Origin of the sequence: Aeromonas salmonicida (assembly GCF_028355655.1) — a bacterium.
Lineage (GTDB): Bacteria > Pseudomonadota > Gammaproteobacteria > Enterobacterales > Aeromonadaceae > Aeromonas > Aeromonas salmonicida.
The window spans coordinates 4,698,949-4,725,000 of record NZ_CP110645.1 but is presented as its reverse complement, the minus strand read 5'-3'; the positions used below and the strand labels follow the sequence as shown (position 1 = coordinate 4,725,000).

Below are 26,052 nucleotides of genomic sequence, written 5' to 3'. Positions count from 1 at the left end.
TGATGTTCTAACGCAGGGCCCTGAATCGGGCTCGCGGACAGTGCCTGGTGGGTAGTTTGACTGGGGCGGTCTCCTCCCAAAGAGTAACGGAGGAGCACGAAGGTTGGCTAATCCTGGTCGGACATCAGGAGGTTAGTGCAATGGCATAAGCCAGCTTAACTGCGAGACGGACAGGTCGAGCAGGTACGAAAGTAGGTCATAGTGATCCGGTGGTTCTGAATGGAAGGGCCATCGCTCAACGGATAAAAGGTACTCCGGGGATAACAGGCTGATACCGCCCAAGAGTTCATATCGACGGCGGTGTTTGGCACCTCGATGTCGGCTCATCACATCCTGGGGCTGAAGTCGGTCCCAAGGGTATGGCTGTTCGCCATTTAAAGTGGTACGCGAGCTGGGTTCAGAACGTCGTGAGACAGTTCGGTCCCTATCTGCCGTGGGCGTTGGATGATTGAAGGGAGTTGCTCCTAGTACGAGAGGACCGGAGTGAACGAACCTCTGGTGTTCGGGTTGTCACGCCAGTGGCACTGCCCGGTAGCTAAGTTCGGAATCGATAACCGCTGAAAGCATCTAAGCGGGAAGCGAGCCCTGAGATGAGTCATCCCTGACCCCTTGAGGGTCCTAAAGGGCCGTTGGAGACCACAACGTTGATAGGTGGGGTGTATAAGCGCGGCGACGTGTTGAGCTAACCCATACTAATTACCCGTGAGGCTTAACCATACAACACCCAAGAAGTGTTCTAAGGCTTGTAGCAAATCGAAGAACTACTACCTAATTCAGTGATAGCGAAGCCAACAGGCAAATCGTTATTCACGTCAGCTTTCTCAGATTGAAGAATTTGCCTGGCGGCCATAGCGCCGTGGAACCACCTGATCCCATGCCGAACTCAGAAGTGAAACGCGGTAGCGCCGATGGTAGTGTGGCATTCGCCATGCGAGAGTAGGACACTGCCAGGCACCCAATTAAACAGTTGTGCACAGAATGCATGATTGGCCGAGAGGATGACACCTCTGATAATCGGCAAAAGATTTAGCGAAAAGCTAACCAAATAGCGGAGCGGTAGTTCAGTTGGTTAGAATACCGGCCTGTCACGCCGGGGGTCGCGGGTTCGAGTCCCGTCCGCTCCGCCACTAAATTGAGAAGCCCAGTCGAAAGACTGGGCTTTTTTCATTTCCGAAACTGCAAAGTCAGCGGTCACCATTCTCCACCTCCTCTTCCTTTCTCCATGCCGAGGCATCTTGATGTTCGCCGCTGGCTGTCGTTGCCGCTATAATGGCCGCCCTCAAGCAAGGTGATGGTATGAAAGCAGAATATCTACAGCGATTCGGGGGCATTGCCCGTCTTTATGGTCAGAACGCACTGCGTTCCTTTAGCCTGGCCAAGGTCTGTGTGGTGGGGATCGGCGGGGTAGGCTCCTGGGCAGCGGAGGCGCTGGCCCGTGCCGGCATCAACCAGATCACCCTGATCGACATGGATGATATCTGCATCACCAACACCAATCGCCAGATCCACGCCATGCAGGGTACGGTTGGTCGCCTCAAAACCGAGGTGATGGCAGAGCGTATTCGCGCCATCAACCCCGATTGCGAGGTGATCGAGGTGGATGACTTCGTCACCCCTGATAATCAGGCTGAGCACATCAAGCGGGAGTTTGACTATGTGGTGGACGCCATCGACTCGGTCAAGGCCAAGGTGGCGTTGATTGCCTTCTGCAAGCGCAACAAGATCCCGGTGATTGTGGCGGGTGGTGCTGGCGGGCAGATGGATCCGACCCAAATCACAGTGGCCGATCTGGCCAAGACCATTCAGGATCCGCTGGCCGCCAAGGTGCGCTCCGACCTGCGCCGGCTGCACAATTTCAGCAAGAATCCTGCTCGCAAGTTCGGAGTGGAGTGTGTCTTTTCAACCGAGCAGTTGAGCTACCCGGATGGCAATGGTGGCACCTGTCAGGCCAAGGCCGCCAGCGATGGCAACATGAAGATGGATTGTGCCTCCGGCTTTGGTGCTGTGACGCCGGTGACGGCAACCTTTGGGTTGGTTGCCGCGTCCAGGGTATTGAAGAAGATTGCCGAGCGGGGTGCTCGCGCCGAAAAAGAGGCCGGGAATGAAGAAGTAGGGTCGATTAGCGAAGCGTAATCGACCACTGAACAAGGCGGATTAGACTGCCTGCTCCCGGATCGCCAGCACGATCGCTCTGAGCCCGTTACCCCGTGACGGGCTCAAGTATTTCTCAAGCCCCAGTTCGGTGAAATAGGCTTCCATATCAAAGCCTTGAATGGCCTCTGCGGATTGGTGGTTGAGCGCCGCGAGCACGATGACGATGAGGCCGCGCACTATGCGGGCGTCCGAGTCGCAGGCAAAATGCCAACGGTCATCCTCTCCCTGCTCCCCTTTCAGCCAGGCCTGGCTTTCACACCCCTTGAGACGAAACTCCTCCTGCTGCCACTCGGCAGGCAGGACGGGTAGCAGCTTGCCGAGCTGGATGATGAGCCGGTACTGGTTTTCCCAGCCGTGGGCGGCCGCAAATTGTTGGCGGATGCCCTCGGCATTGGGTTCTAGACCGATCTGGGTATAGGTTGCGAGGCTGTTCATGAGGTTGTCTGCCTTAGAAGAAGTCACTGAGTTTGCGCAGAGCCGCCAGCAGGGCATCCACGTCGTCTTGATTGTTGTAACAGGCCAGCGAGGCCCTCATAGTACCGCTGATGCCAAGGCTCTCCATCAGCGGCATGGCGCAGTGATGGCCGACCCGCAGCGCTATGCCCTGCATGTCGAGCAGGGTGGCGGCATCCTGGGGATGGATGTCATCCAGCAAGAAGGATACGGCGCCGGCGCGCTGGCCGGGTTCACCGACAAGACGCAGGCCCGGTACCTGCCGCAGACCTGCCACCAGATGGTCGGTGAGTACTTGCTCGTGGTGAACCAGGGCAACCCTGTCTTGTTGCATAAAAAAGTCGATGGCGGCAGCCAGGCCTATGGCACCGGCGATGTGCGGGGTACCTGCCTCGAACTTGAAGGGCAGGGCGTTGAAGGTGGTACCGCTGAAACTGACCCTGTCGATCATCTCGCCGCCAGCTTGCCATGGCGGCATCCGTTCCAATAGCTCGGTACGGCCCCACAGCACGCCGATCCCGGTCGGGCCATAGAGCTTGTGGCCGGAGAAAGCATAGAAGTCGCACCCTATGGCCTGCACATCTACCTCGAGGTGAGCTATCGCCTGGGCGCCGTCGATCAGGGTCAGGGCGCCGACAGCTTTGGCGGCAGTTACTATCTGCGATACCGGATTGACGGTGCCGAGGGCATTGGATACATGGGCCACGCTCACCAGTCGGGTGCGCGGTCCCAGCATGGCTAGATAGGCGGCCATATCCAGATCGCCCCGCTCATCGAGGGGAATGACCCGGACAACGGCGCCGGTGCGCTGGGCAATCAGCTGCCAGGGGACTATGTTGGCGTGGTGCTCCAGGGTGCTGAGTACGATTTCGTCCCCCGCTTTTAGCTCGCTCATTCCCCAGCTTTGGGCCACCAGGTTGATTGCCTCGGTTGTACCGCGGGTCCAGATCACCTCGCGACAGTGAGGCGCATTGATGAAGCGGGCGATCGTCTCGCGGGCAGCCTCGAAGGCTCGAGTGGCCCGGCCGCTCAGAGCATGGGCGGCGCGGTGAACGTTGGCGTTGTCGGCCCGATAGTAGTGCGCGATGGCATCCAGCACCGCTTGCGGCTTCTGTGTGGTGGCGGCATTGTCCAGGTAGATCAGAGGGTGGCCGTTGACCTGCTGCGCCAAGGCCGGAAACTGGCCGCGCAGTCGGGCGTGCTGTTGCTGATTCATGCTCCCCTCGTCATCGTCTGGAAAAGGCGGCCATGATCCTGAAAATGGCGTTCGAACACAAGGCGCATGATGCTTGCCGACTGATGGTGTGTGGCGCAGCGATGCGGCTCGCCCGCTGATTTCTGTTACAATGCCGCCCCTCATCATAAGCCAAGAGATCCGGCCCATGAAGCTCAACCCCAATCAGAACGAAGCGGTCAAGTTTGTCTCCGGCCCTTGCCTGGTGCTGGCGGGAGCCGGATCGGGCAAGACGCGCGTCATCACCAACAAGATCGCCTATCTGGTGCAACAGTGTGGCTATAACGCCCGCAACATAGCGGCCGTCACCTTCACCAACAAGGCGGCGCGGGAGATGAAGGAGCGTGTCGGCCAGACTCTGGGTCGCAAGGAGGCGCGGGGACTCATGGTTTCCACCTTCCATACCCTGGGCCTCGACATCATACGCCGTGAGCACAAGAGCCTGAATCTCAAGGCGAACTTCTCCCTGTTCGATGACACCGACCAGCTGGCGCTGCTCAAGGAGCTGACCGAAGACGAGCTCGACAACGACAAGGACAAGCTGTCGGCCCTGATCAGCCAGATCTCCAACTGGAAGAACGACCTCATACTGCCGGCGCGTGCCATGCGTATCGCCCAGGGGCCGGAAGAGGTGCTGATGGCCCAGCTCTACGAGCGCTATCACCGCCAGATGGTGGCCTATAACGCGCTCGACTTCGATGACCTTATCGTGATGCCGACCCTGCTGCTCAAGAGCAATGAAGAGGTCCGCACCCGCTGGCAAAACAAGATCCGCTACCTGCTGGTCGATGAGTACCAGGACACCAACACCAGCCAATACGAGCTGGTGAAGCAGATCGTCGGTGAGCGGGCCCGCTTTACCGTGGTAGGGGACGATGACCAGTCCATCTACTCCTGGCGCGGTGCCAAGCCGCAGAATCTGGTGCTGCTCAACGAAGACTTTCCGAGTCTCAAGCTCATCAAGCTGGAACAGAACTACCGCTCCAAGGGGCGCATTCTGAAATGCGCCAACATATTGATTGCCAACAACCCTCACGTGTTCGACAAGGCGCTCTTCTCCGAGCTCGATTACGGGGTGCCGGTCAAAGTGTTGTTTGCCAAGAACGAGGAGCACGAGGCGGAGCGGATCGCCGCCGAGCTGATGGGGCACAAGTTCATGAACCGCACCCGGTTCAAGGATTACGCCATTCTCTATCGTGGCAACCATCAGTCGCGCATCTTCGAGAAGGCGCTGATGACCAACCGCATCCCCTATCGCATCTCGGGCGGTACCTCTTTCTTCTCCCGTACCGAGATCAAGGACATCATGGCTTATCTCAAGCTGCTGGTGAATCCGGACGAGGACACCGCCTTCCTGCGGGTGGTCAACCTGCCGCGCCGTGAAATCGGCCCCACCACGCTCGAAAAACTGGGTCAGTATGCCAACCAGCGCGGCAAGAGCCTGTTTGCGGCCAGCTTCGAGCTGGGGCTGGAACAGTCTCTTTCCGGCCGTGGCTTGAGTGCACTACAAGCATTTACCAACTGGCTGGTGCGATTAGGCGAGCAGGCGCAGCGCGGCAACCCGGTTGAGGCGGTGCGGGACATGATCAAGGAGATCCACTACGAAGAGTGGCTCTACGAAACCTCACCCAGCCCCAAAGCGGCCGAGATGCGGATGCAGAACGTCTCCACCCTCTACCGCTGGATCACCGAAATGCTGGAAGGGGATGAGCTGGAAGAGTCGATGACGCTCGCCCAGGTGGTCACCCGCCTTACCTTGCGCGACATGATGGAGCGCAACGAAGGAGAAGATGACGCCGATCAGGTGCAGCTGATGACACTGCACGCCTCCAAGGGGCTGGAGTTCCCCTATGTCTTCATGGTTGGGATGGAAGAGGGCCTGTTGCCCCATCAGACCAGTATCGATGAAGACAACGTGGAGGAAGAGCGGCGCCTGGCCTACGTGGGCATTACCCGTGCCCAGACCGAGCTCACCTTCACCCTCTGCAAAGAGCGGCGCCAGTATGGCGAGTCGGTAAGGCCCGAGCCGAGCCGCTTCCTGCTGGAGCTGCCCCAGGACGATCTGGAGTGGGAGAACCAGAAGAAGGTGACGGCAGAGGAGCGCCAGCAGAAAGGGCAGGTCGGCGTCGCCAACCTGCGAGCGCTGTTCAAGAAGGATTGAGCCGACACAGCTAGCCGCGTTCACCCTTGGTCTGGCTGAGCAGGGGAGCGATATCTGCCCCCGGCATGGGTGGTGAAATGTAGCGTCCTTGTCCCATCAGGCAGCCCATGTCGATCAGCTTCTGCAATTGCTGCTGGTTCTCGATCCCTTCGACTACCAGAGTGAAATCCAGATCCTGGCAGATGTCCCGCATAGCGCGGATCAGCGCCAGATCCTTGGGGGATTGCAGCATGCGATGGGTGAAGCTGTCATCCACCTTGATGTAGTCCACCGGGAAGTGGAACAGGGCGTTGAGGGAGGAGAAGCCGGTGCCAAAATCATCCAGACTGATCTGAATGCCTTTGGCCCTCAGCTCGTGTAAAGAGGTGAGGGCATCGGAATCCTGCCGCGACAGCTCCCGCTCGTTGAATTCGAAAATCAGGTAACCCGGTGCTATCCCCTCGCTCTCAATAATGTCGACCAGTCGCATGATCTGATCGTGGTTGACCAGATGCTTGCCGGAGAGGTTGATCGCAACCTTGAACTTGCTCTGGCCCGACATGGGCAGCCAGTTCTTCAGTTGTTGGCAGGTGTGGCGCAATATCTGGTAATCCAGTTCCTGAATAAGGCCGCACTGCTCCGCCAACGGGATGAAGTCGAAGGCATCCTTGAGTACACCCTCCTCCGTGATCCAGCGAGCCATCACCTCCAGCCCTGTCAGGCGACTGTCCTTGAGCCGGATCACCGGCTGGAAATAAGGCACTATGCGCCCCTCTCGCAGGGCTCTGGCCAGCATCTCCTCCGGTGAGGTCCAGGTCTGGGCCGAGCACTCTTCCGAATAGCTGACAATGCGGCTGCGACCGTTGCGTTTGGCCTGATACATGGCCAGGTCGGCCTGATGCAGCAGTTGACTGATATCTGAAGTCTGCTCCGACACACTGGCCACACCCAGGCTGACCGTGATGCTCAGCTCATTGCCCTGCAGCCGGAACGGATAGGAGAGGCGGCTGATGACGCGGTTGAGAACAGGGCTGATATCCTCCTCGTCCTTGCTGTTGTCCAAGTAGATGACGAATTCGTCCCCTCCCAGTCTGGCCACCATGTCGTTTTGTCTGATGCAGGTTTGCAGACGGCGACTCATCTCTTTGAGCAACTGATCGCCAGCGCTATGGCCCAGGGTGTCATTGACCTGCTTGAAGTGATCCACATCGACGAAGATGAGTGCAAATCCCGGCGTCTTGTAGCGGTGGAAGTGGGTCATGGCGTGGTTGAGGTGGTTCATCAACAGTGCGCGGTTGGGCAGCTGGGTCAGTGGGTCGTGAAGCGCATCGAATTGCAGCCTGCGTTCGAGCTCCTGGTGTTGCTTGAGTTGCTTCTGCAATCTGAGATTGGTCTGCCGCAGCTGTTGCAGGCGCTGGTTGATGGAGTCTTCCGAGTTGATGTCGTGCAGCTGCTGCCGGATCCGCCTCAGCTCCAGCAACAGGGTCAGCTGGCTGCGCAGGAAGTCGAGGAACAACCGGTTATCTGTCTCCAGCGGCTGCTGAGTACTGATAAGGAAGTGGGCGAAGTATTGCTGCTGCAGGCGCAAGGGCTGGCTGTACCAGTGCAACTGCTCTTTGTGCTGTTCCATGTTGTTGGTGCTGTGGCACAGGCTGGTGATGAACTCATCGCTGTGCGGTGGCTGCTCGGGATATATTTTTTCCAGCCGATGGCTGTCGATTCGGACCAGCAACATGTCCTGAATGGCCAGTATCTGGCGTAGCACAGCTTCCAGCTGGGAGAACAGTGCCTGGCTGGGCAGGGTATTGGCCAGGCGGATAATGCGATTGATGCTCTCAATTTTTTTTTGCCAGTCAGGATCCTTGCGGATAAGGGGGGAGGCCAGTTCCGATAGCTGGGAGCCCGCCTGGGTTTCATTCAGCCGCTTGGCGAGACATTCCAGCAACAGGCGCAGTGTGGGCAGATCCTTGGGCTGACAGCAGGCCAGTAACCACTGTATCTGACCGTGCTCGACCGGCAGTATGCACCAGCCTTTTGCCTCATCGAGCTGGTCAAGCTGATCAGAGATCCGCGACTCCTCCAGCCCCAGCTGCAGTTTGAAACGGTCAGAAATCTGATGCTCGCAGACCCAGTGCAGCCCCGCTTCCGATAAGCCCAATATGCCAAAATGTTGCAGAGGACAGAGCTGGTTCAGCTGCTGGATCAGGGTGTCATACTCTTTGGGGGTTGCCTCGGAGGGTGCTGGGAAATCCATAATAGAGGAGACCAACGCCAACAAGGGAGTCGAGTAATGCGGTGCTGTGGGTTGGGCTGACATAGAAACTCCCGGTTTGCCTACCTTACAAAGAGTAGTCGGAAGTAAACAGATTGAAAGGGCCGCAATTGCGGCCCTTTCAATCACTTAGAGGTTGTCGGTCATGTAGTGAATGGCGTTTTCGATCTCTTCATCGCTACAGGTGACGCAAGTCCCTCGTGCTGGCATCACACCGCTCTTGCCGGTGAAGCCTTCAATTGCATGTTTCTTTAATATATCAATGCCTTGTGCTATGCGTGGCTCCCACACAGCCTTGTCTCCGCGTTTGGGGGCACCGGCAATACCCATGTCATGACAGGCAAAGCACGCCCCTTTGTACACGGCCTCGCCATCACGTGGGCCGGATGGTGCTGCCGCCACAGGAGCTGCGCCTGCAGTCGCAATCCCTTCCAGTTCCTTGGCGGTATAGACCTGACCGACGGGCTTGATCCGCTCGGCAATCGCGTCCGGTGACATCTCATCGGCAGCAAGTACAACGCCGGACAAACTGGCAGCCGTCATTCCGACAGCCAGCAAATAGCTCAGTTTTTTCAACACGCTCATGTACTCCCAGCAGGCTTTTATTATCCCTAGAAAACGGCTGGATTATAACCGAATAGTTACAGCCATTTAAACGCTTGTGTGTGAAGTGTTAAGCACTCTGCGTGCAAAGTTTCTTCGTCAGATCACAAACTGGTGAGGATGCATGATAAAAAAACCCGGTATTCACCGGGTTTCATGAAAGAGGGCGACCCAAGGGCTTATTTGTCCCAGCTGAGGATTACCTTGCCGGACTTGCCTGACCCCATGGCTTCGAAGCCTTGCTGGAAGTCATCGATATGGAAATGATGGGTGATGATGGGAGTGAGATCCAGACCTGACTGGATCAGACTTGCCATCTTGTACCAGGTCTCGAACATCTCGCGGCCGTAGATCCCTTTGATAAACAGTCCCTTGAAGATCACCTTGTTCCAGTCTATGGCCATGGTGGAGGGGGGGATGCCGAGCATGGCAATTTTGCCGCCGTGGTTCATCTTGTCGATCATGTCCTGGAAGGCCGAGGGCACACCGGACATCTCCAGCCCCACGTCGAAGCCTTCAGTCATGCCGAGTTCGCTCATCACGTCAGCAAGTTTCTCTTTGCTGACGTTGACGGCGCGGGTGGCACCCATCTTGCGAGCCAGCTCCAGCCGATATTCGTTGACGTCCGTGATCACCACATGACGGGCTCCCACGTGGCGACAGACGGCTGCAGCCATGATGCCGATGGGGCCTGCACCTGTGATGAGCACGTCTTCGCCCACCAAGTCGAAGGAGAGCGCAGTGTGCACTGCATTGCCGAACGGGTCGAAAATGGCGGCCAGTTCATCGGGGATGTTGTCGGGCAGCTTGAAAGCGTTGAAGGCCGGGATCACCAGATATTCGGCGAAGGAACCCGGGCGGTTGACGCCGACCCCTATGGTGTTGCGGCACAGGTGGGTGCGGCCGGCCCGGCAGTTACGGCAGTGACCGCAGGTAATGTGGCCCTCGCCGGAGACCCGATCCCCCACGGCGAAGCCACGCACTTCCTGGCCGACGGCGACCACTTCGCCCACGTATTCATGACCGACCACCATGGGCACGGGGATGGTCTTTTGGGCCCATTCGTCCCAGTTGTAGATGTGCATGTCGGTGCCACAGATGGCGGTCTTGCGGATCTTGATCAGCAGATCGTTGTGGCCTAGCTCGGGTGCCGGGACATCCGTCATCCAGATGCCGACTTCGGCTTTGAGTTTGGAGAGTGCTTTCATGGTTGTTCCTTCATGCCAGTCAATCACGATGAATGCAGAAAAAAGGGGCTGCAGCCCCTTGGTTCAAATCAGATGACACCGAGTTCGCGGCCGATGCCGATGAAGGCATCGATCGCCTTGTCCAGCTGTTCACGGGTATGAGCGGCGGACATCTGGGTGCGAATGCGGGCCTGGCCCTTGGGGACGACAGGGAAGGAGAAGCCCACCACGTAGATGCCGGCGGCCAGCATGCGGCTCGCCATCTCGGAGGCCAGCTTGGCATCCCCCAGCATCACAGGAATAATGGCGTGATCGGCACCTGCCAGGGTGAAGCCAGCAGCGCTCATCCGCTCGCGGAAGTAACGGCTGTTCTCTTTCAGGCGGGCGCGCAGCTCGTGACCTTCGGCCAGCATGTCGATCACCTTGATGGTGGCCGAGACGATGGAGGGGGCCAGCGAGTTGGAGAAGAGGTAGGGACGGGAGCGTTGACGCAGCCAGTCGATAACCTCTTTCTTGCCTGAGGTGTAGCCACCGGAGGCGCCTCCCAGTGCCTTGCCCAGGGTGCCGGTAATGATGTCGACTCTGTCCAGCACACCGCAGTATTCATGGGTGCCACGACCGTTGTCGCCAATGAATCCGACTGCGTGGGAATCATCCACCATCACCAGGGCATCGTACTTGTCGGCCAGATCGCAGATGGATTTCAGATCGGCTATGACCCCATCCATGGAGAAGACGCCGTCGGTGGCGATCAACTTGAAACGGGCACCATCGGCGTTGGCCTGTTTGAGCTGGGCTTCCAGCTCGGCCATGTCGTTGTTGGCATAGCGATAACGCCTGGCCTTGCACAGCCGCACGCCGTCTATGATGGAGGCGTGGTTGAGGGCATCGGAAATGATAGCGTCTTCGGCACCGAACAGGGTTTCGAACAAGCCGCCGTTGGCATCGAAGCAGGAGGAGTAGAGGATGGTATCCTCGGTGCCGAGGAAGGCAGAGAGCTTCTGTTCCAGCACCTTGTGGTTGTCTTGGGTACCGCAGATGAAGCGCACTGAGGCCATGCCGAAGCCGTGGCTATCGAGCCCCTGATGGGCTGCTTCGATAAGGTCCTTGTGGTTGGCCAGTCCCAGGTAGTTGTTGGCACAGAAGTTCAGTACCTGCTCACCGCCCACCGCAATCTGGGCCTGTTGGGCCGAGGTGATGATGCGCTCCTGCTTGTACAATCCTTCAGCCTGTACTTGGCCAAGTTGCTCGGTCAGGTGACGATAGAATCCGTTAGACATCCTCGATCCTTATTGGCTATTGCAGCTGTTTATCAACAATGGGCAGTATTTTACTGCAATCTGTTGCGGTGAATTCAAATGATTGTGCTGACATTCAACAATTGTGAAACAGATCTCACCCTGCTGGTTGGGCCAGTTGACTGTAATGCTGCTCCAGCTGACGGATCTGCCCGGCCACCTGGGGCTGGATATAGGGACGCAGCAGGAACAGCACCCGCAATACCCCCTGGTAGAGCAGTGGCTTGGTGATACGGGTATGGGGGGCCTGGGCAATCTGGAACGGGATCCAGCAGGTCACCACCATCTTGATGGTCTGGCCAAGGTCGGGCAGGTCCTCGTCGTTGACATCTATGATACCCCCTTCGCGCAGGCTCCTGAGCAGGGCGACCACGGAGGAGCGCAACTGCTCCTGGGCCTTGAGATACTTCTGCTGCAATGGCTCATCGCGACTGAGGATATCCGGTAAATTTGCGTAGAAAAAACGGAACTGCCACATCAGATAAAAGATGGCATCCAGGTAGCCCATCAGGTTTTCCAGCTTGATCTCGTTGCTGCGCGCCGGGGTGAAGCTCTCGCTCAGGTGACGGGCATATTGATCAAAAATCGAGTGGATGATGTCTTCTTTATTCCTGAAGTGGTAATAAAGGTTGCCTGGGCTGATGCCCAGATGGGCGGCAATGTGGTTGGTGGTGATGTTGCGTTCACCCTGATCGTTGAACAGCTCGGTGGCGCTGTGAATGATCCTGTCTCTGGTTTTCATCACTGTTCCCTCTGGCGGGCCCCTTGCATCAAGGTCGAATCCCCTTGCGGCCCGTGATAAACTTTTCGGCAATTTCAAATTGGCTCACTATACACAGCTTTAACAAGCAGTCACATGTGACCATCAACGTACGCGAGGCAAACTCCATGATCGTAGTAACTGGCGGTGCTGGCTTTATCGGCAGCAATCTGGTCAAGCAGCTGAACGCTCAAGGACGGACCGATATCGTGGTCATCGATGACCTGACCGACGGCACCAAGTTCGTCAATCTGGTCGACCTGACCATTGCCGATTACATGGATAAGGACGAGTTCCAGGCGCGGATCGTCTCCGGTGACGAGTTTGAAGAGTGGGATGACGGCATCGAGGTGATCTTCCATGAAGGTGCCTGCTCCGCCACCACTGAGTGGAATGGCAAGTTCATCATGGAGGTAAACTACGAGTACTCCAAGGATCTGTTCCACTACTGTATCGAGCGGGAAATCCCGTTTATCTACGCCTCCTCCGCCGCGACCTACGGTGGCCGCAACGACAACTTCATCGAAGATCCCAAGTTCGAGCAGCCGCTCAACGTCTATGGCTACTCCAAGCAGCTGTTCGACCAGTACGTGCGCCGCTGGCTGCCGGAGATCAACTCCCAGGTCGTGGGTCTGAAGTACTTCAACGTCTACGGTCCGCGCGAGCAGCACAAGGGTTCCATGGCCTCTGTGGCTTTCCACCTCAATACCCAGGTGAAGCAGGGTGACAATCCCAAGCTGTTCGAGGGCTGTGACGGTTTCCCGGATGGTGGCCAGATGCGTGATTTCATCTATGTGGACGATGTCTGCAAGGTTAACCTCTGGTTCTGGCAGAACCCGCAGCACTCCGGCATCTTCAACTGCGGCACCGGCCGAGCCGAGCCTTTCCAGAACGTGGCCGAGGCCGTGATCAAGCATCACCAGCAGGGCGCCATCGAGTACATCCCTTTCCCGGATCATCTCAAGGGTCGCTATCAGAGCTTCACCCAGGCAGACCTGACCAGGCTGCGCGGTGTCGGTTATGACGGCGAGTTCAAGACAGTGGCCGAAGGCGTGGCCGATTACATGGCCTGGTTGAACCGGGCGTAAATCAGCCTTATGGAGTCCGGGCCGTCTCCTAAAGAGATGGCCCGTATTTTTAGTATTAAAACCTCCAACTGAAGTGACTTTAAGTATGAAAAAGAAAGTGCTATTCCTGATGGAGACATTGGGGGGGGGAGGGGCTGAAAAGGTATTGGTTAATATTGTCAATAGTCTTGATGATATCAAGTATGACGTCACGTTGTTATTATTGAAACGTGAGGGAATGTATCTATCAAAAATTCCATCTCATGTAAAAATAAAATACCTGCTAGATGCAGAGCCTACGGGGCTAGTCCGTAGAGGAATGATGTATTCGCTAAAGAAAAGATGGCTTAATGCAGTTCTATCAAAGCCATGGCTAGCCAACATGTCGTTTCCTGAGGAGTATGATGTCGGGGTTTCTTTTCTGGAGGGTGACAGTAGTCTGCTATTATCTCACCTGGATGGTCCCAAGAAAAAAATAGCATGGGTACATATAGACCTGGAGAAGCATCATACCCTGCCAAGAGAGATAGAGAAGGTCGTATATGAGAGCATGGATCAAATAATCTGTGTTTCGGAAGGTTCTAAGCATTCAGTTTTGAGTCTTTACCCTGCTCTCAATGATATTACCTCAGTCATTTATAACCCGATAGATCTAAAAAAAATCATTGATGGTGGCGAACAGAAAATCAGAGTTGGTTCGGGTCTCAATGTATTGGCTGTTGGTCGCTTGCTCAATGATCAAAAGGCATTTGATGTTCTGTTGGATGCTCACAGAATAAACATATCTGCGGGATTGAATTATCACTTGACGATTCTTGGTGAAGGATCGGACAGGTCGACTCTGGAAGCCTATATCACAGAGCATCAACTGGGTGATAATACTAGTCTGCTTGGTTTTAAAGACAATCCTTATCCCTACATTGCAGGTTGTGACATATTTGTCATTTCTTCTCATTATGAAGGGTATCCAGTTGTACTGGTTGAAGCGATGACGCTCGGCAAACCCATTGTGTCAACCGATTGTACCGGACCCAAAGAGGCATTAAGTAATGGGGAGTTTGGTCATTTGGTACCCATTGCGAATGCACAAGCGTTAGCTGATGGTTTGAAAATGCTATTGGAGAATGATGCCATTCGTGAACGCTATGCTGAGTTATCGAAGCAGCGATCTGAATTTTTCAGCTTCGAACGCAGCATGCGAGATATTGAAACACTATTAAATACCTAGTCATCGCCTCATCGGCATGATGAAATTCGTCTACCGCTCTCTCATGCAATGGTAGAGAGATGTATAGAATACGTTGTGGGTGGGAAAAATATGAACATATTGATGGCACTCTCCCAGCTCGAAGTGACGGGAGCTGAGGTCTATGCCACCACTGTCGGTAACGAATTGACCCGACGTGGTCATCAGGTTTGCTACGTATCGGATACGCTGACCAAGCCTACCCTGGGGCCGGTGTTCAAGCTGCGTTTCAACAAGCGCAGCATACTGCGCCGTTTCTGGCATGTGTTTTACCTCATCTACCTCATCAAGAAGCACCATATTCAGTTGGTACACGCCCACTCCCGTGCATCTGGCTGGAGCAGCTATGTGGCCTGCAAACTGACCGGTACTCCTATGATCACCACGGTACATGGGCGTCAGCCGGTACACGCCTCTCGCAAGGCCTTCCATGCCCTTGGGTTTAGGGCTGTGGCTGTCTGTGAAGATATAGCCCACCAGATCATCGACAACCTGGGGGTGGATCCGGACATAGTGCAGGTACTGCGCAACGGTATCGAGACCGACAAGTTCCAGCCTGTGCCGGTGCCTGACAATGCCAGGCCTGTGATCGCCATCATAGGTCGCCTGAGCGGTCCCAAGGGCGAGCTCTGTTATCGCCTGCTGGATGAGGTGCTTGATCTGGACACTTGTCAGGTTCGTGTGGTGAGCGGCAGTCAGGTGCCCGAGCGTTTCTGTCGCTTTCAGAACCAGGTCGATTTTGTCGGCTATGTGGATGATGTGCCTGCCTTGCTGGCGGGTTGCGATCTGGTGATCGGGGCTGGTAGGGTCGCAATGGAGGCACTGCTGTGCGGGCGCCCTGCGTTTGCCATCGGCGAGGCCAAGGCGATTGGTCTGGTGACTGAACAGAATCTGGCGGAGGCGCTGGCCAGCAACTTTGGTGATATAGGCCCCAAGGATCTGGCTATCGACTTCGCTGCCTTGAAGGCGCAAATTCTGCCTGCGTTGGCCAGCCGGAGTGTGCCGGACGTTATTTGCCAGCGCATTCAGGCTGAGTATGGCTTGCAAGGGGTAGTATCCGGTCTGGAGTCTGTCTATCAGGATGCTGTAGTCGAGACCCTGCGCCGGGAGATGCCTGTCGTCATGTATCACCGCTTTATCGAGCATGACAGCGAGAAGGGGGTGCATGGTACCTGGATGCCGATTGCCATGTTTGAGAAGCATCTGCGCTTGCTGAAATGGTTGGGCTACGAGACGCTGACCTTCCGCGATCTGGCTGACAGGGGCTTCATTCATCGCCTGGAATATGGCAAGAAGTACCTGATGATCACCGCCGATGACGGCTACCAGGACAACCTGACCCGCATGCTGCCATTGCTTGAAAAATACGGTTACAAAGCCGTGGTATATGTGGTGACGGGAGAGGAGCATAATCGCTGGGACGTGGAACACCCCACCAACCCGGATACCCAGATTTCCCTGATGAATGGGGAGCAGATAAAAGCACTGGTGGCCTCCGGCCATGTGGAGATTGGGGGCCATACCCTGACCCATCCACGGCTGAGCAAGCTCCCCCCCGAGCAACAAGCCCATGAAATAAGAGAAAATAAACGACAGTTGGAGGCATTGCTTGGCTATTCGCTGCTGTCGTTTGCTTACCCTTATGGGGACATGGATGATAGCGCCAAGGAGCAGGCACAGGCCGCTGGTTACCGCTTTGCCGTAGCCACTAACAGTGGTCCCCGAGCCATGCATCAGGATCCCTATCGGATCCGTCGCATCGCCATTTTCCCTCGTACCGATGTTTTTGGCCTGTGGCGGAAGATTCGGGGCAACTACGTATTCAGGAAATAATAATTGATGTCCATTAGAAGCCTCGAACTGCTCGACAAAGCTACGACAGCCTTGTTTGCGCTGGTGATTATGTTTTCCTTTTGCGGCCTTTTTTTGGTACCAGCCGGCCAGACAATTCTTTCCAATCTACTCGTCGTGGCATCCGTATTTGGTCTGCTAAATTACTTTGTTGGTAAAAAGCGAGACGTCGGGCTTGAGGACCGGCGTATTCTCTGGGTATTGGCAGCCTATGCAGTCATGATTTTTGTAAACCGGCTGATCCATGGTGATCAATATGGTGTAATGCGTGGTTTATTCTACGTTGTCGTGTTTGCGTTGATGATACCACGCAAGCCAGTTCTGTTGACATTGGGCTATGCTGCGATTGTCACTGGGGGTATTGGCTTGGGTATTATGAGCCTCTGGCAATATCAGAGTGGTATTGTCAGAGTTGAAGGATTTACCAATGCCATTCTCTTTTCACAGGCGGCATTGACACTGGCGATATTGAACTGGTTTGTGTTCCAGCAGAGGCAACTGTTGCGCTGGATAAGGTATGGTGCCTTGGTCGCGTTGGTGGCGGCCCTGTTTGCTCTCTATCTGTCCCAGAGTCGGGGGGTCTGGTTGGCCCTTGGTGGTATCGTTGGTTATGTCATTTGCTACAAGGCGTTATTCAAACCATGGAAATATATTGCCATAGCAATATTGTGCATCGCATCCATGGGTATTACTTACCATACCAATCAATTGGTACAACTCAGGGTCGCAGATGCGGTTTCTGATCTTAATTTGGCTGAAAAAGGATCGTATAACTCTTCGTGGGGGTTGAGGGTCGTTGCATGGCAGAGTGCTTGGCTTGGGTTTCTGGATGCACCTGTTACCGGAGTGGGTACTAATGGTTTTGATGCATTGAAACAAGAGCAGGTCGCGCGAGGATTGGTTCCTCCATTGGCTCTGAATGCTGCCTTGGCACATGCTCACAGCCAATATATGCAGAACCTGGTTATTCGAGGTGGGATAGGCTTTGTCGTGCTGGTAGCATTCCTTTTCATACCTCTATGGTTGTCCATGAAAAAAATGGGTGGAGATGCAGCATGTGTTCTGATTCCACTTTCCTTTGCCATCAGTGCATTCAGCGACGTACCATTTGAACATCAAGACATACTATATCTATATGTCTTGAGTATGATATTTGTTTGGCATTCATCTGAAATAAAAGTAAATGAGAGCGCATTATGATTCCGATATTTGTCATTAGTCTTTCTCGAAGTCAAGATCGGCGAGCAATGCTTATTAAACAGATGAAGCATCTTGGCCTTGAATTTACATTTTTCGATGCAGTCGATGGTAAAGCGTTGAGTGATGCTGAGTTGCAGCATGTTGACTTTCCCCTTGCCCGTGAGACGTGTGGTCACGATCTCAGCATGGGCGAAGTAGGCTGTGCCATGAGTCATATCAGGTTGTATGAGATGATGGTGGAAAGAAATATAGAGCGTTGTGTGGTGCTGGAGGATGATATATATCTCCATATGCACTTCAACGCGATTATGGAGAGCGCCATTGCAAAGAGTCATTCTGAGATTATTTTCTTGTATCATGGCAAAGCTAAATGTTGGCCATGGATGAAGCCTTTGCCCGAGGGATATCGTCTTGCAAGATATCGCACCCCAAGTCGTAGCTCTAAACGTGGAATAATCTCTACTGCTGGTTATATATTGACATTGTCTGGTGCTAAAAAATTATTAAGCAAGGCATATCCAATCAGAATGCCATCTGATTATCTGACCGGGCGGTTGCAATTGAATGGACTGACTGCATCCGGAGTTGAGCCAAGCTGCATGGATGTAGGATTGTTTGAGACAACGATCGATGATCGCAACTATGGTCCTCATCTGGCTAACCGAGAGGTCGAATCGTGATTGGATATCTGCAGCTATTACGCGACCGGGTTCGTCGAGCCTTGGGAATTATTTTTTTTGATAAGAAAACCCCTCTTGGCCTGCAAGGAGACATAAGTCATATTTTAGTTATTCGTTGGGATGCCAAGATAGGCGATTCATTTGCCTCATCATTTTTCTTTCGAGAGTTGAAAAAGCTGCCTAATAAAATCATTACTGTTATTACCTCCCCTGCCTTGGCACCTCTGTATCGAGAGGAGTTTGGTGTTGACCATGTGATAGAAGTAACTAAAAGGCCAAGTTACAAAACTCTTTGCGATATAGCCTTGTCAATTCCTCATGTGGATCTGGCAATACATCTCACCGAAGGGATGAAGATGAAAGACTTATACTTTTTGTATAAGTTATCGCCAACCAATATCGCATCGCTGGATGATAATGTCGCACGGGTAAATATAAAGCTCTCTGATATTACCAAGGGCATGCTATTTCAAGAGAAATATACATATATATTGAACATGTTAGGGTTAATGGATGTAGATACTACATATATCATTCCCGATGTTGCTAGAGACAAGGTTATATCTGGCTGCGACAATAGTATTGTCATCAATCCTTTTGGTAGCACGCGTTACAAGTCCATGTCACAAGGAAAGGTAACGGAATTGCTGACTGTTTTGGGTCAGTGTTTCCCCACTCGTCATTTTGCTCTACTTTCCTCACCGGCCACTCGTGAGGATGCACAGAAAATGATAAATGGTTGTGGTGCAAACAATGTGGCGCTACTGGAAGGGGTGAATACAATTGAGGATGCAATTTATTGCATTCGGGCAGCCAACGTGGTCATTTCGGTCGATACTGCCATCGTTCATATCGCAGCCGGCCTCAAAAAACCACTGATCGCTATTTACCCACTACATGGGAATGAGTTCAATCAATGGCTACCAAGTCCCTCACCCTTAACCAAGGTGATATTTAGCCACTCTCCCGGCATCAATGCGGATATGAACAATGTAGAAAGTCATGCAATATCTGATGCGCTTTCTATGTTGCTTTCAATTGAGCAATAAGTGTACTCAGTCTTTCCGTCACCATCTCGGGAGTAATGAGGCGATAGAGTTGTTCATTCGTGCCATTTTTATTCAGTGCTGATAGCTGGTCAGTTTCTGCCCCCTTGGCATCGAAGATATCGATGGCTTGATAACGGGGGTGGTTGACCGGGTTGGCGATGATCTTGTCGCCGCCCGGGGCCACTATGGTCAGCAGGGGCAGGTCTATGGCCTGGGCCATGTGGCGGGGGCCCGTGTCGTTGCCGACAAACAGTCGGCAGTGGGCAAACAGCCCCACCAGCTCTCGTACCGAGCGGGTCTTGATGTGGTCGAAGACGCTGCCCTGCAAAGCGGCAGGCAGCAGTGGCTTGAGGCCGCGGTTGTACTCCTCTTCTCCCGGCCCGCAGTAGATCAGGATCTGGGCGTTGTGCTGTTCGATGAGCCACTGGGCAACCTGGGCGAAGCAGTCGATGGGCCAGCGCTTGTAGTGCCCCAACGAGTTGACGCCCATGGCGATCAAGGGTCGCGCGGGATCGACGCCGGCCGCCTGCAAGGTTTCCCGTCCCTGCTGTTTTTCTTCCTCACTCAGCCAGAGATGGTAATTGCGATCTTCTTTGGCCAGTTTGAGCGGTTTGAGCAGCGAGAAGCGGTCGTCGATCAGGGTACTGTTGCCCTGGAATTCGGTGTCTTTGCGAAAGCGCACTATGCGGTTGTGGCCGAGCCGCCAGGGGAAGGAGTCAAATCCTATCCGCAACCTGGCGCCGGAGAAGAGGCAGGTCAGCAGGCCTATCATCTGGCCCTGGCTGTTGACTACCACGTCATAGTGTTCGCGGCGGATGTCCAGCAGCAGGTCTTTCATGTAGCGCCAGTCGTTGCGCCTGGCTTTCTCGATGATGAAGAGTCGATCGATATTGGGATTGCCCTGCGCCATACCCGCGCAATAATCCATGACCAGATAGTGAACTTCCCCGGTTGGATCGTTCTGCTTGAGGTTGTTGCACAGCGCGGTGGAGATCAGCACATCCCCTATCTGTTTGGTTTGTACTACAAGGTATTTCATAAGGCAGGCCTCAATAGAGGTCGTTGTTGAGCATCAGCGTGACAGCATACCGCACAAGCGAGTCAGATGCTGTCGGTCAGGAATGAAAATCCGATCTGGCTCAAGCCAATGGCGGTGTGGTGCAGGCATGGAGTAGAAGCCCGTCGTTGACGGGCTTCTCGCATTCATTACTCGATGTTCTGGATCTGCTCACGCATCTGCTCGATGAGCACCTTCAACTCGACGGCGGACTGGGTCACCTCGGCGTTGATGGACTTGGAGCCCAGCGTGTTCGACTCGCGGTTGAACTCCTGCATCATGAAGTCCAGACGGCGACCACAGGCGCCACCCTTCTTCATGATCTTGATGGTTTCGCTGATGTGCATCTCCAGTCGATCCAGCTCTTCGGCCACGTCGATCTTCTGGGCCAGCAGCACGATTTCCTGCTCGATACGAGCCGGATCCAGTTCCACCTTGGCCTCGGTCAGGCGATCGGTGAGCTTCTGGCGCTGCCACTCGATGATCTGCGGCAGGTGTATGCGCACCTTCTTCACTTCCACCTGAATGCCATCCAGACGCTGCTGGATCAAGTTCTTGAGGTTGGCCCCTTCACTGGCGCGGGAGGCGATGAAGTCTTCCATGGTCTGGTCAAACCCGCCGAGTAGCTCGGTGGCAACCGCGTCCATGTCCTGCTCGGCGGCGGCCATGACACCCGGCCAGCGCAGCACGTCGACTGGGTTGAGCTGGCCCTGGCCTGCCTCTTTCATTACCCAGTTGGCGCTGTCGATGATCAGCTTAGCCAGCTCTTCATTGATGTGCAGCTGGCTGGCGGCCGCCTGAGCGGCTTCGAAACGCAGGTTGCACTCCACCTTGCCGCGTTGCAGCTTGGCACGGAAACGCTCACGCAGCACCGGCTCCAGGCTGCGCAGTTGCTCCGGCAGACGGATATAGGTTTCCAGATAGCGCTGGTTGACCGAACGAATTTCCCAAACGGCTGTGCCCCAGTCGCCCTTGAATTCCTTGCGGGCGTAGGCGGTCATGCTGTGAATCATTGATTGTTCCGGGCTTGATGAAGTGTGCGGCCAGTATACTCAGCCAGACTTGTCCCGTCAGCCATAGCCGTGGCTTTAGAACCCGTTCCGGCTTTTGTGGGACAGTGTTGAGCCGGGCCCGGTGCTGCCTTGGCTCATGAACGAGGGTGATAGGCGCCGGTTTCTGCGTGGTTCCTCACCTTTGAGATGACTGATCTTGACCGATCATGAACGGCTTCTTAGCGGCTGATATTTGGGGCTGGATCACTTATACTCCTTCGCCAATTTGAGCCAGCCCAGAGGTCCGTTCCATGTCACGTCCAAGCGATCGCAGTGCCGCGCAACTTCGCCCGGTTACCATTACCCGCAATTTCACCAAACATGCAGAAGGCTCAGTGCTGGTGGAGTTCGGTAACACTCGCGTGCTGTGCACCGCCAGCGTCGACACCAGCGTACCGCGCTTCCTGAAAGGGAAGGGTCAGGGTTGGGTCACTGCCGAATACGGCATGCTGCCGCGCTCCACTCACTCCCGGATGAACCGCGAAGCGGCCGCCGGCAAGCAGAGTGGCCGTACTCTGGAGATCTCCCGTCTGATCGCCCGCTCCCTGCGTGCGGCGGTAGACCTGACTGCGCTGGGCGAGCACTCCATCACCGTTGACTGTGATGTGCTGCAAGCCGATGGCGGCACCCGCACCGCCTCCATTACTGGTGCCTGCGTGGCGCTGGTGGATGCGCTGAACTGGATGGTCGAGAAAGGCATGCTCAAGCAGAGCCCGCTCAAGCAGATGATCGCCGCCGTCTCCGTCGGCATGTATCAGGGTGAAGCCATCTGCGATCTGGAGTACATCGAAGACTCCGCCGCCGAGACCGACATGAACGTGGTGATGACCGAAGATGGTCGCATCATAGAGGTGCAGGGCACCGCGGAGGCCGAACCCTTCACCCATGAGGAGCTGCTGGCGATGCTGGGGCTCGCCAAGGGCGGCATTGAAGAGATCATTGCGCTGCAGAAGCAGTCACTCTCCTGATTTTAAAAACGCGGCATTGGCCGCGTTTTTTTATACCCCCCACACAAGTAAACGACAAGCCAAGCAAGGAGCCAGAATGAAAGCCTACCAGCGTCAATTTATCGAGTTCGCCCTGGAGAAACAGGTCCTCAAATTCGGTGAATTTACCCTGAAATCCGGTCGTAAAAGCCCCTACTTCTTCAACGCCGGTTTGTTCAACAGCGGCCGCGATCTGGCCCGCCTCGGCCGCTTCTATGCCGCCGCCCTGATGGATGCCGGCATCGAATTCGATGTGCTGTTTGGCCCGGCCTACAAGGGGATCCCCATCGCCTCCGCCACCGCCGTGCAGCTGGTGGAGCAACACGATGTGGATGTGCCCTGGTGCTTCAACCGCAAGGAGGCCAAGGATCACGGCGAGGGCGGCAATCTGGTGGGCAGCCCGCTCAAGGGGCGCATCATGCTGGTGGATGACGTCATCACCGCCGGGACCGCCATCCGCGAATCCATGGATCTGATCCAGGCCAACGGTGCCTCCCTGGCTGGCGTACTGATCGCGCTGGATCGTCAGGAGAAGGGCAAGGGTGAGCTCTCCGCCATTCAGGAGGTGGAGCGTGACTACGGCGCCCACATCATCGCCATCATCCAGATGGGGGATCTCATCGCCTATCTGGAAGAGAAACAGGCAGAGCAGCCGGAGCTGGCGGTACAACTGGCAGCCATGCAGGCTTATCGCGCCCAGTACGGCATCTAATCGCCCGCTGTTCTAGCGCTAACAAGCCATGCATCTGCGCTCGCCTCTTGCCCGGGTAATCCGACAGGGGGCGGGCGCCGTTTTTTTATGTTTAAAAAGTGCGTGTCGTGGCTTGAGCTTGCCCTTACAGTAAAGGTTAGGGTTTGTCGGTCGGCAGCCAGTTTGGCCGATTGGTTCCGAGGAGGAACACCATGACCACCCAGATTCAAGACCCCATTCATCTGAAACTGCCGCTCAGCGGCATGAGCTGCGCCAATTGCGCCAGCCGCATCAGTACTGCCCTTAATCAGCTTGAGGGAGTAACGGCCACCGTCAACTTCGCGCTGGAGCAGGCGGCCATCGAGCTAGGTGACCCGGCCCGCTTGCCCGAAGTACTCGACAGCATTACCGGGCAGGGTTATGGCTACGGCCACGAGACCCTCTCCTTCCAGATCCGCGGCATGACCTGTGCCGGCTGCTCCGCACGTCTCAACAAGATGTTGGCGGCATTGCCTGGGGTTATTTCGGCTGAGGTCAATTTCTCCATCGAGCAGGCCCGCATCGAGCTGGTGCCGGGTATGCAGACGCCGGCCTCGTTGCGCGAACGTATAGAGGCGCTCGGCTTTGGAGCCCAGTTGGCGCAGGGCTCTGCCAGCGGTCGCCGCCAGCAGTTGCAGGCGCGGGAGGCTCAGGAAGCCGCCGCCACACACAAGGCGCTGATCCAGGTTGTTATGTCGGCCCTGCTCACCCTGCCGCTGCTGGTGGGCATGATCGCCATGGCGGGCTTGCTGCCCTGGCATCTGCCCGCCTGGCTGGAGCTGCTGCTCGCCACCCCGGTGCAGTTCTGGATCGGGGCCCGCTTCTATCGCGGTGCCTGGCATGCCCTCAAGAACCGCGCGGCCAATATGGATGTGCTGGTGGCGACCGGCACCAGTGCCGCCTACTTCTACAGCCTCTACCTGCTGCTGACGTTGGGGATGGCCGCCAGCGGCAAGCTCTATTTCGAAGCGAGCGCCATCATCATCACGCTCATTTCGTTGGGCAAACTGCTGGAGGCCTGCGCCCGCCGCAGCACCCAGTCCGCCATTCGCGAGCTGATGGCGCTGCGGCCGGAAACCGCCACCGTCTGGCGTGGCGAGCGCTGGCAGAGCCTGGCCATAGATGAAGTGCTGCGCGGCGATCGGTTGCGGGTGCTGGTGGGCGAGCGGGTGCCGGTGGATGGCAAGATAGTGAGCGGCGAGAGTGAACTCGATGAATCCATTCTCACCGGCGAGAGCCTGCCGGTGCCGCGGGGTATCGGGGAGGGCGTGCTGGGCGGCGCCATCAACCGCTCCGGCGTGCTGGAGATCGAAGCCACGACCGTGGGGGAGGATTCCAGCCTCAGCAAGATCATCGCCCTGGTGGAGAGCGCCCAGATGGGCAAGGCGCCGCTGCAACAGCTGGTGGACAAGGTGTCCGCCGTGTTCGTGCCTGTGGTGATGGCCATCGCCCTGTTCACCCTGCTGGTGTGGTACGCCTACGGCCACGACTTCGGTCAGGCACTGCTGGCTGCCGTGGCCGTGCTGGTGATCGCCTGTCCCTGTGCGCTGGGGCTGGCGACGCCGGCAGCCATAGTGACAGGCACCGGGGTGGCGGCCCGTCACGGCATTCTGATCAAAGACGTGGATACCCTGCAGAAGGCGCACGCCATCAAGGCGCTGATCTTCGACAAGACAGGTACCCTCACTCAGGGGCGGCCCGTGCTGGCGAGCTGGAGCGGCAATGACGAGCAGTTGCGGCTCGCGGCCGCCTTGCAGCAGGCGAGCGAGCATCCGCTGGCGTTGGCGATGCGCGAGGCAATCGGCAAGGAGGTGGTACTGCCTCAGCCCGACGAGGTCGAGGTACGGGTCGGTGCCGGCATCCTCGGCAAAGTGGCAGGCCACTCGGTCGCTATCGGCAATTCATCGTTGCTGGCTCAGCTCGGGATTGATCCGTCGCTGCAGGATGAAGAGCCTGCTGACGGTGCGACCCGGGTCTGGGTTGCCATCGACGGCGTGGCCGTCGGCATCGCCGCCCTGGCCGATACCTTGAGGCCAGAGAGCCCGGAAGCCATTTCCATCTTGCGTCAGCGTGGTATCGCCAGTTGGCTGGTGAGCGGCGATGCGCCGGCACCCGTGGCCCATATCGCCGCCAAGCTGGGGCTGGACGGAGCCTTTGACTCTGTGCTGCCTGCGGGCAAGGTGGAAAAAGTGGAGGCGCTGCGCGCCCGCACCCAGGGGCTGGTGGCCATGGTGGGGGACGGGGTGAACGACGCCCCTGCGTTGGCGGCGGCAGATGTGGGGATCGCCATGGGATCCGGCTCCGATGTGGCAATGGAGACTGCCTCCATCACTCTCATGCGATCTGACCCTCGCTTGGTGGCCGATGCCATCGACATCTCGGCGGCCACCTGGCGCACCATACAGCAGAACCTGTTCTGGGCCTTCGTATTCAATATCATCGGCATTCCGCTGGCGGCGCTGGGTTATCTCAGCCCCGAGCTGGCGGGGGCGGCCATGGCCCTGAGCAGCATTACCGTTTTGAGCAATTCCCTGTTACTGAAACGCTGGCAGCCCAAGGCTGCTCACACACCAGCACTCATCCAGATTGGTAAGGAGACATAAATGAATATCAGCAAGGTTGCCAAGGCCACGGGGCTGACCGCCAAGACGATTCGCTACTACGAGAGTATCGGCCTCATTTCAGCCCCTGTACGCAGCGATAACGGTTATCGCAGCTACACGGAGGGTGCGTTGCGGGAGCTGCGCTTCGTCAAGCGTGCGCGGGAGACAGGCTTCAATCTGGAGGAGTGCCAGGAGCTGTTGGCGCTCTATCGGAACGAGCACAGAACCAGCGCTCAGGTGAAGAAGCTGGCGCAGGAGAAAATAGTCGATCTGCGCAGCCGCATCGCAGGCTTGCAGGCCATGCTGACCTCCCTCGAAGGGCTGGTCTGTTGCTGCCACGGGGACGAAAATCCTGAGTGTCCTATCCTGGACGAGCTGGAACGCGGTTGACTAACCGCTTAATAACAGACGTTTTATTGTTGGCCCGGAA

General features: G+C 56.1%; 21 protein-coding genes, 1 tRNA gene and 2 rRNA genes (1 of these 24 only partly in view). 15 read left to right on the top strand and 9 right to left on the bottom strand.

Annotation, left to right across the window (positions count from 1 at the left end; translation table 11 throughout):
- The 4 genes from ONZ54_RS22005 to tcdA form a co-directional block, all read left to right on the top strand.
- Window positions 1-717: ribosomal RNA gene (locus ONZ54_RS22005) — 23S ribosomal RNA — on the top strand (it extends 2,173 nt beyond the left edge of the window).
- 121 nt (window positions 718-838) lie between these two features.
- Window positions 839-953, top strand: a 5S ribosomal RNA gene (rrf, locus tag ONZ54_RS22000).
- 97 nt (window positions 954-1,050) lie between these two features.
- Window positions 1,051-1,127, top strand: a tRNA-Asp gene (locus ONZ54_RS21995).
- Between the two features lie 169 nt (window positions 1,128-1,296).
- Window positions 1,297-2,133, top strand: a complete 837-nt coding sequence (gene tcdA / locus ONZ54_RS21990; RefSeq protein WP_271787164.1) for a tRNA cyclic N6-threonylcarbamoyladenosine(37) synthase TcdA — start codon at window positions 1,297-1,299, stop codon at window positions 2,131-2,133.
- Between the two features lie 21 nt (window positions 2,134-2,154).
- Here tcdA and ONZ54_RS21985 read toward each other — a convergent pair whose 3' ends face one another.
- Window positions 2,155-2,589 carry a SufE family protein gene (locus ONZ54_RS21985; protein WP_271787163.1) on the bottom strand — a complete coding sequence of 145 codons (435 nt, stop codon included), beginning with the start codon at window positions 2,587-2,589 and terminating at the stop codon, window positions 2,155-2,157.
- A gap of 13 nt (window positions 2,590-2,602) precedes the next feature.
- Window positions 2,603-3,823, bottom strand: coding sequence for a cysteine desulfurase (locus ONZ54_RS21980; RefSeq protein ID WP_271787162.1), 1,221 nt, complete (start codon window positions 3,821-3,823; stop codon window positions 2,603-2,605).
- Window positions 3,824-3,989: 166 nt separating this feature from the next.
- Between ONZ54_RS21980 and rep the strand changes: the two genes are divergently transcribed.
- Complete coding sequence (rep, locus tag ONZ54_RS21975; protein WP_155602341.1) at window positions 3,990-6,002, top strand: DNA helicase Rep; 2,013 nt, start codon at window positions 3,990-3,992, stop codon at window positions 6,000-6,002.
- Between the two features lie 10 nt (window positions 6,003-6,012).
- Here rep and ONZ54_RS21970 read toward each other — a convergent pair whose 3' ends face one another.
- The 5 genes from ONZ54_RS21970 to ONZ54_RS21950 form a co-directional block, all read right to left on the bottom strand.
- Window positions 6,013-8,298, bottom strand: a complete 2,286-nt coding sequence (locus tag ONZ54_RS21970) for a putative bifunctional diguanylate cyclase/phosphodiesterase (RefSeq protein ID WP_271787161.1) — start codon at window positions 8,296-8,298, stop codon at window positions 6,013-6,015.
- Between the two features lie 84 nt (window positions 8,299-8,382).
- Window positions 8,383-8,838, bottom strand: coding sequence for a c-type cytochrome (locus ONZ54_RS21965; protein WP_005318144.1), 456 nt, complete (start codon window positions 8,836-8,838; stop codon window positions 8,383-8,385).
- Window positions 8,839-9,035: 197 nt separating this feature from the next.
- Window positions 9,036-10,064 (bottom strand): L-threonine 3-dehydrogenase, encoded by a 1,029-nt coding sequence (gene tdh, locus ONZ54_RS21960; RefSeq protein ID WP_021140268.1) that lies wholly within the window; start codon window positions 10,062-10,064, stop codon window positions 9,036-9,038.
- 68 nt (window positions 10,065-10,132) lie between these two features.
- Window positions 10,133-11,323 carry a glycine C-acetyltransferase gene (locus ONZ54_RS21955; RefSeq protein WP_271787160.1) on the bottom strand — a complete coding sequence of 397 codons (1,191 nt, stop codon included), beginning with the start codon at window positions 11,321-11,323 and terminating at the stop codon, window positions 10,133-10,135.
- 115 nt (window positions 11,324-11,438) lie between these two features.
- Window positions 11,439-12,083, bottom strand: a complete 645-nt coding sequence (locus ONZ54_RS21950) for a TetR/AcrR family transcriptional regulator (RefSeq protein ID WP_005318149.1) — start codon at window positions 12,081-12,083, stop codon at window positions 11,439-11,441.
- A gap of 146 nt (window positions 12,084-12,229) precedes the next feature.
- On the opposite strand from ONZ54_RS21950, the gene rfaD reads away from it, so the two are divergent.
- The 6 genes from rfaD (at window position 12,230) to ONZ54_RS21920 (ending at window position 19,194) form a co-directional block, all read left to right on the top strand.
- Complete coding sequence (rfaD, locus tag ONZ54_RS21945; RefSeq protein ID WP_096120032.1) at window positions 12,230-13,189, top strand: ADP-glyceromanno-heptose 6-epimerase; 960 nt, start codon at window positions 12,230-12,232, stop codon at window positions 13,187-13,189.
- 85 nt (window positions 13,190-13,274) lie between these two features.
- On the top strand, window positions 13,275-14,396 hold the full coding sequence (locus ONZ54_RS21940; RefSeq protein ID WP_271787159.1) for a glycosyltransferase: 1,122 nt from the start codon (window positions 13,275-13,277) through the stop codon (window positions 14,394-14,396).
- A gap of 90 nt (window positions 14,397-14,486) precedes the next feature.
- Complete coding sequence (locus ONZ54_RS21935) at window positions 14,487-16,247, top strand: polysaccharide deacetylase family protein (protein WP_271787158.1); 1,761 nt, start codon at window positions 14,487-14,489, stop codon at window positions 16,245-16,247.
- 6 nt (window positions 16,248-16,253) lie between these two features.
- Window positions 16,254-17,465 carry an O-antigen ligase family protein gene (locus tag ONZ54_RS21930; RefSeq protein WP_271787157.1) on the top strand — a complete coding sequence of 404 codons (1,212 nt, stop codon included), beginning with the start codon at window positions 16,254-16,256 and terminating at the stop codon, window positions 17,463-17,465.
- Entirely contained in the window at window positions 17,462-18,145 is a 684-nt protein-coding gene (locus ONZ54_RS21925; protein ID WP_271787156.1) for a glycosyltransferase family 25 protein, read from the top strand. The genes ONZ54_RS21930 and ONZ54_RS21925 overlap by 4 nt, the downstream gene beginning before the upstream one ends.
- Window positions 18,142-19,194, top strand: coding sequence for a glycosyltransferase family 9 protein (locus ONZ54_RS21920; RefSeq protein WP_271787155.1), 1,053 nt, complete (start codon window positions 18,142-18,144; stop codon window positions 19,192-19,194). Before ONZ54_RS21925 ends, ONZ54_RS21920 begins: the two co-directional genes overlap by 4 nt.
- Here the strand turns inward: ONZ54_RS21920 and ONZ54_RS21915 are convergent.
- Both ONZ54_RS21915 and ONZ54_RS21910 read right to left on the bottom strand, forming a co-directional pair.
- Window positions 19,169-20,233, bottom strand: coding sequence for a glycosyltransferase family 9 protein (locus ONZ54_RS21915; RefSeq protein ID WP_271787154.1), 1,065 nt, complete (start codon window positions 20,231-20,233; stop codon window positions 19,169-19,171). The two genes, ONZ54_RS21920 and ONZ54_RS21915, sit on opposite strands and share 26 nt — an antisense overlap.
- Window positions 20,234-20,400: 167 nt before the next feature.
- Window positions 20,401-21,264 (bottom strand): YicC/YloC family endoribonuclease, encoded by an 864-nt coding sequence (locus tag ONZ54_RS21910; RefSeq protein ID WP_042870412.1) that lies wholly within the window; start codon window positions 21,262-21,264, stop codon window positions 20,401-20,403.
- 290 nt (window positions 21,265-21,554) lie between these two features.
- On the opposite strand from ONZ54_RS21910, the gene rph reads away from it, so the two are divergent.
- The 4 genes from rph (at window position 21,555) to cueR (ending at window position 26,012) form a co-directional block, all read left to right on the top strand.
- On the top strand, window positions 21,555-22,271 hold the full coding sequence (gene rph / locus ONZ54_RS21905; protein WP_042870411.1) for a ribonuclease PH: 717 nt from the start codon (window positions 21,555-21,557) through the stop codon (window positions 22,269-22,271).
- Between the two features lie 76 nt (window positions 22,272-22,347).
- Window positions 22,348-23,001, top strand: coding sequence for an orotate phosphoribosyltransferase (pyrE, locus tag ONZ54_RS21900; protein ID WP_058395167.1), 654 nt, complete (start codon window positions 22,348-22,350; stop codon window positions 22,999-23,001).
- Window positions 23,002-23,192: 191 nt separating this feature from the next.
- Window positions 23,193-25,622 (top strand): heavy metal translocating P-type ATPase, encoded by a 2,430-nt coding sequence (locus tag ONZ54_RS21895; RefSeq protein ID WP_271787153.1) that lies wholly within the window; start codon window positions 23,193-23,195, stop codon window positions 25,620-25,622.
- Window positions 25,623-26,012 (top strand): Cu(I)-responsive transcriptional regulator, encoded by a 390-nt coding sequence (gene cueR, locus ONZ54_RS21890; RefSeq protein ID WP_005318178.1) that lies wholly within the window; start codon window positions 25,623-25,625, stop codon window positions 26,010-26,012.
- Window positions 26,013-26,052: the final 40 nt, after the last annotated feature.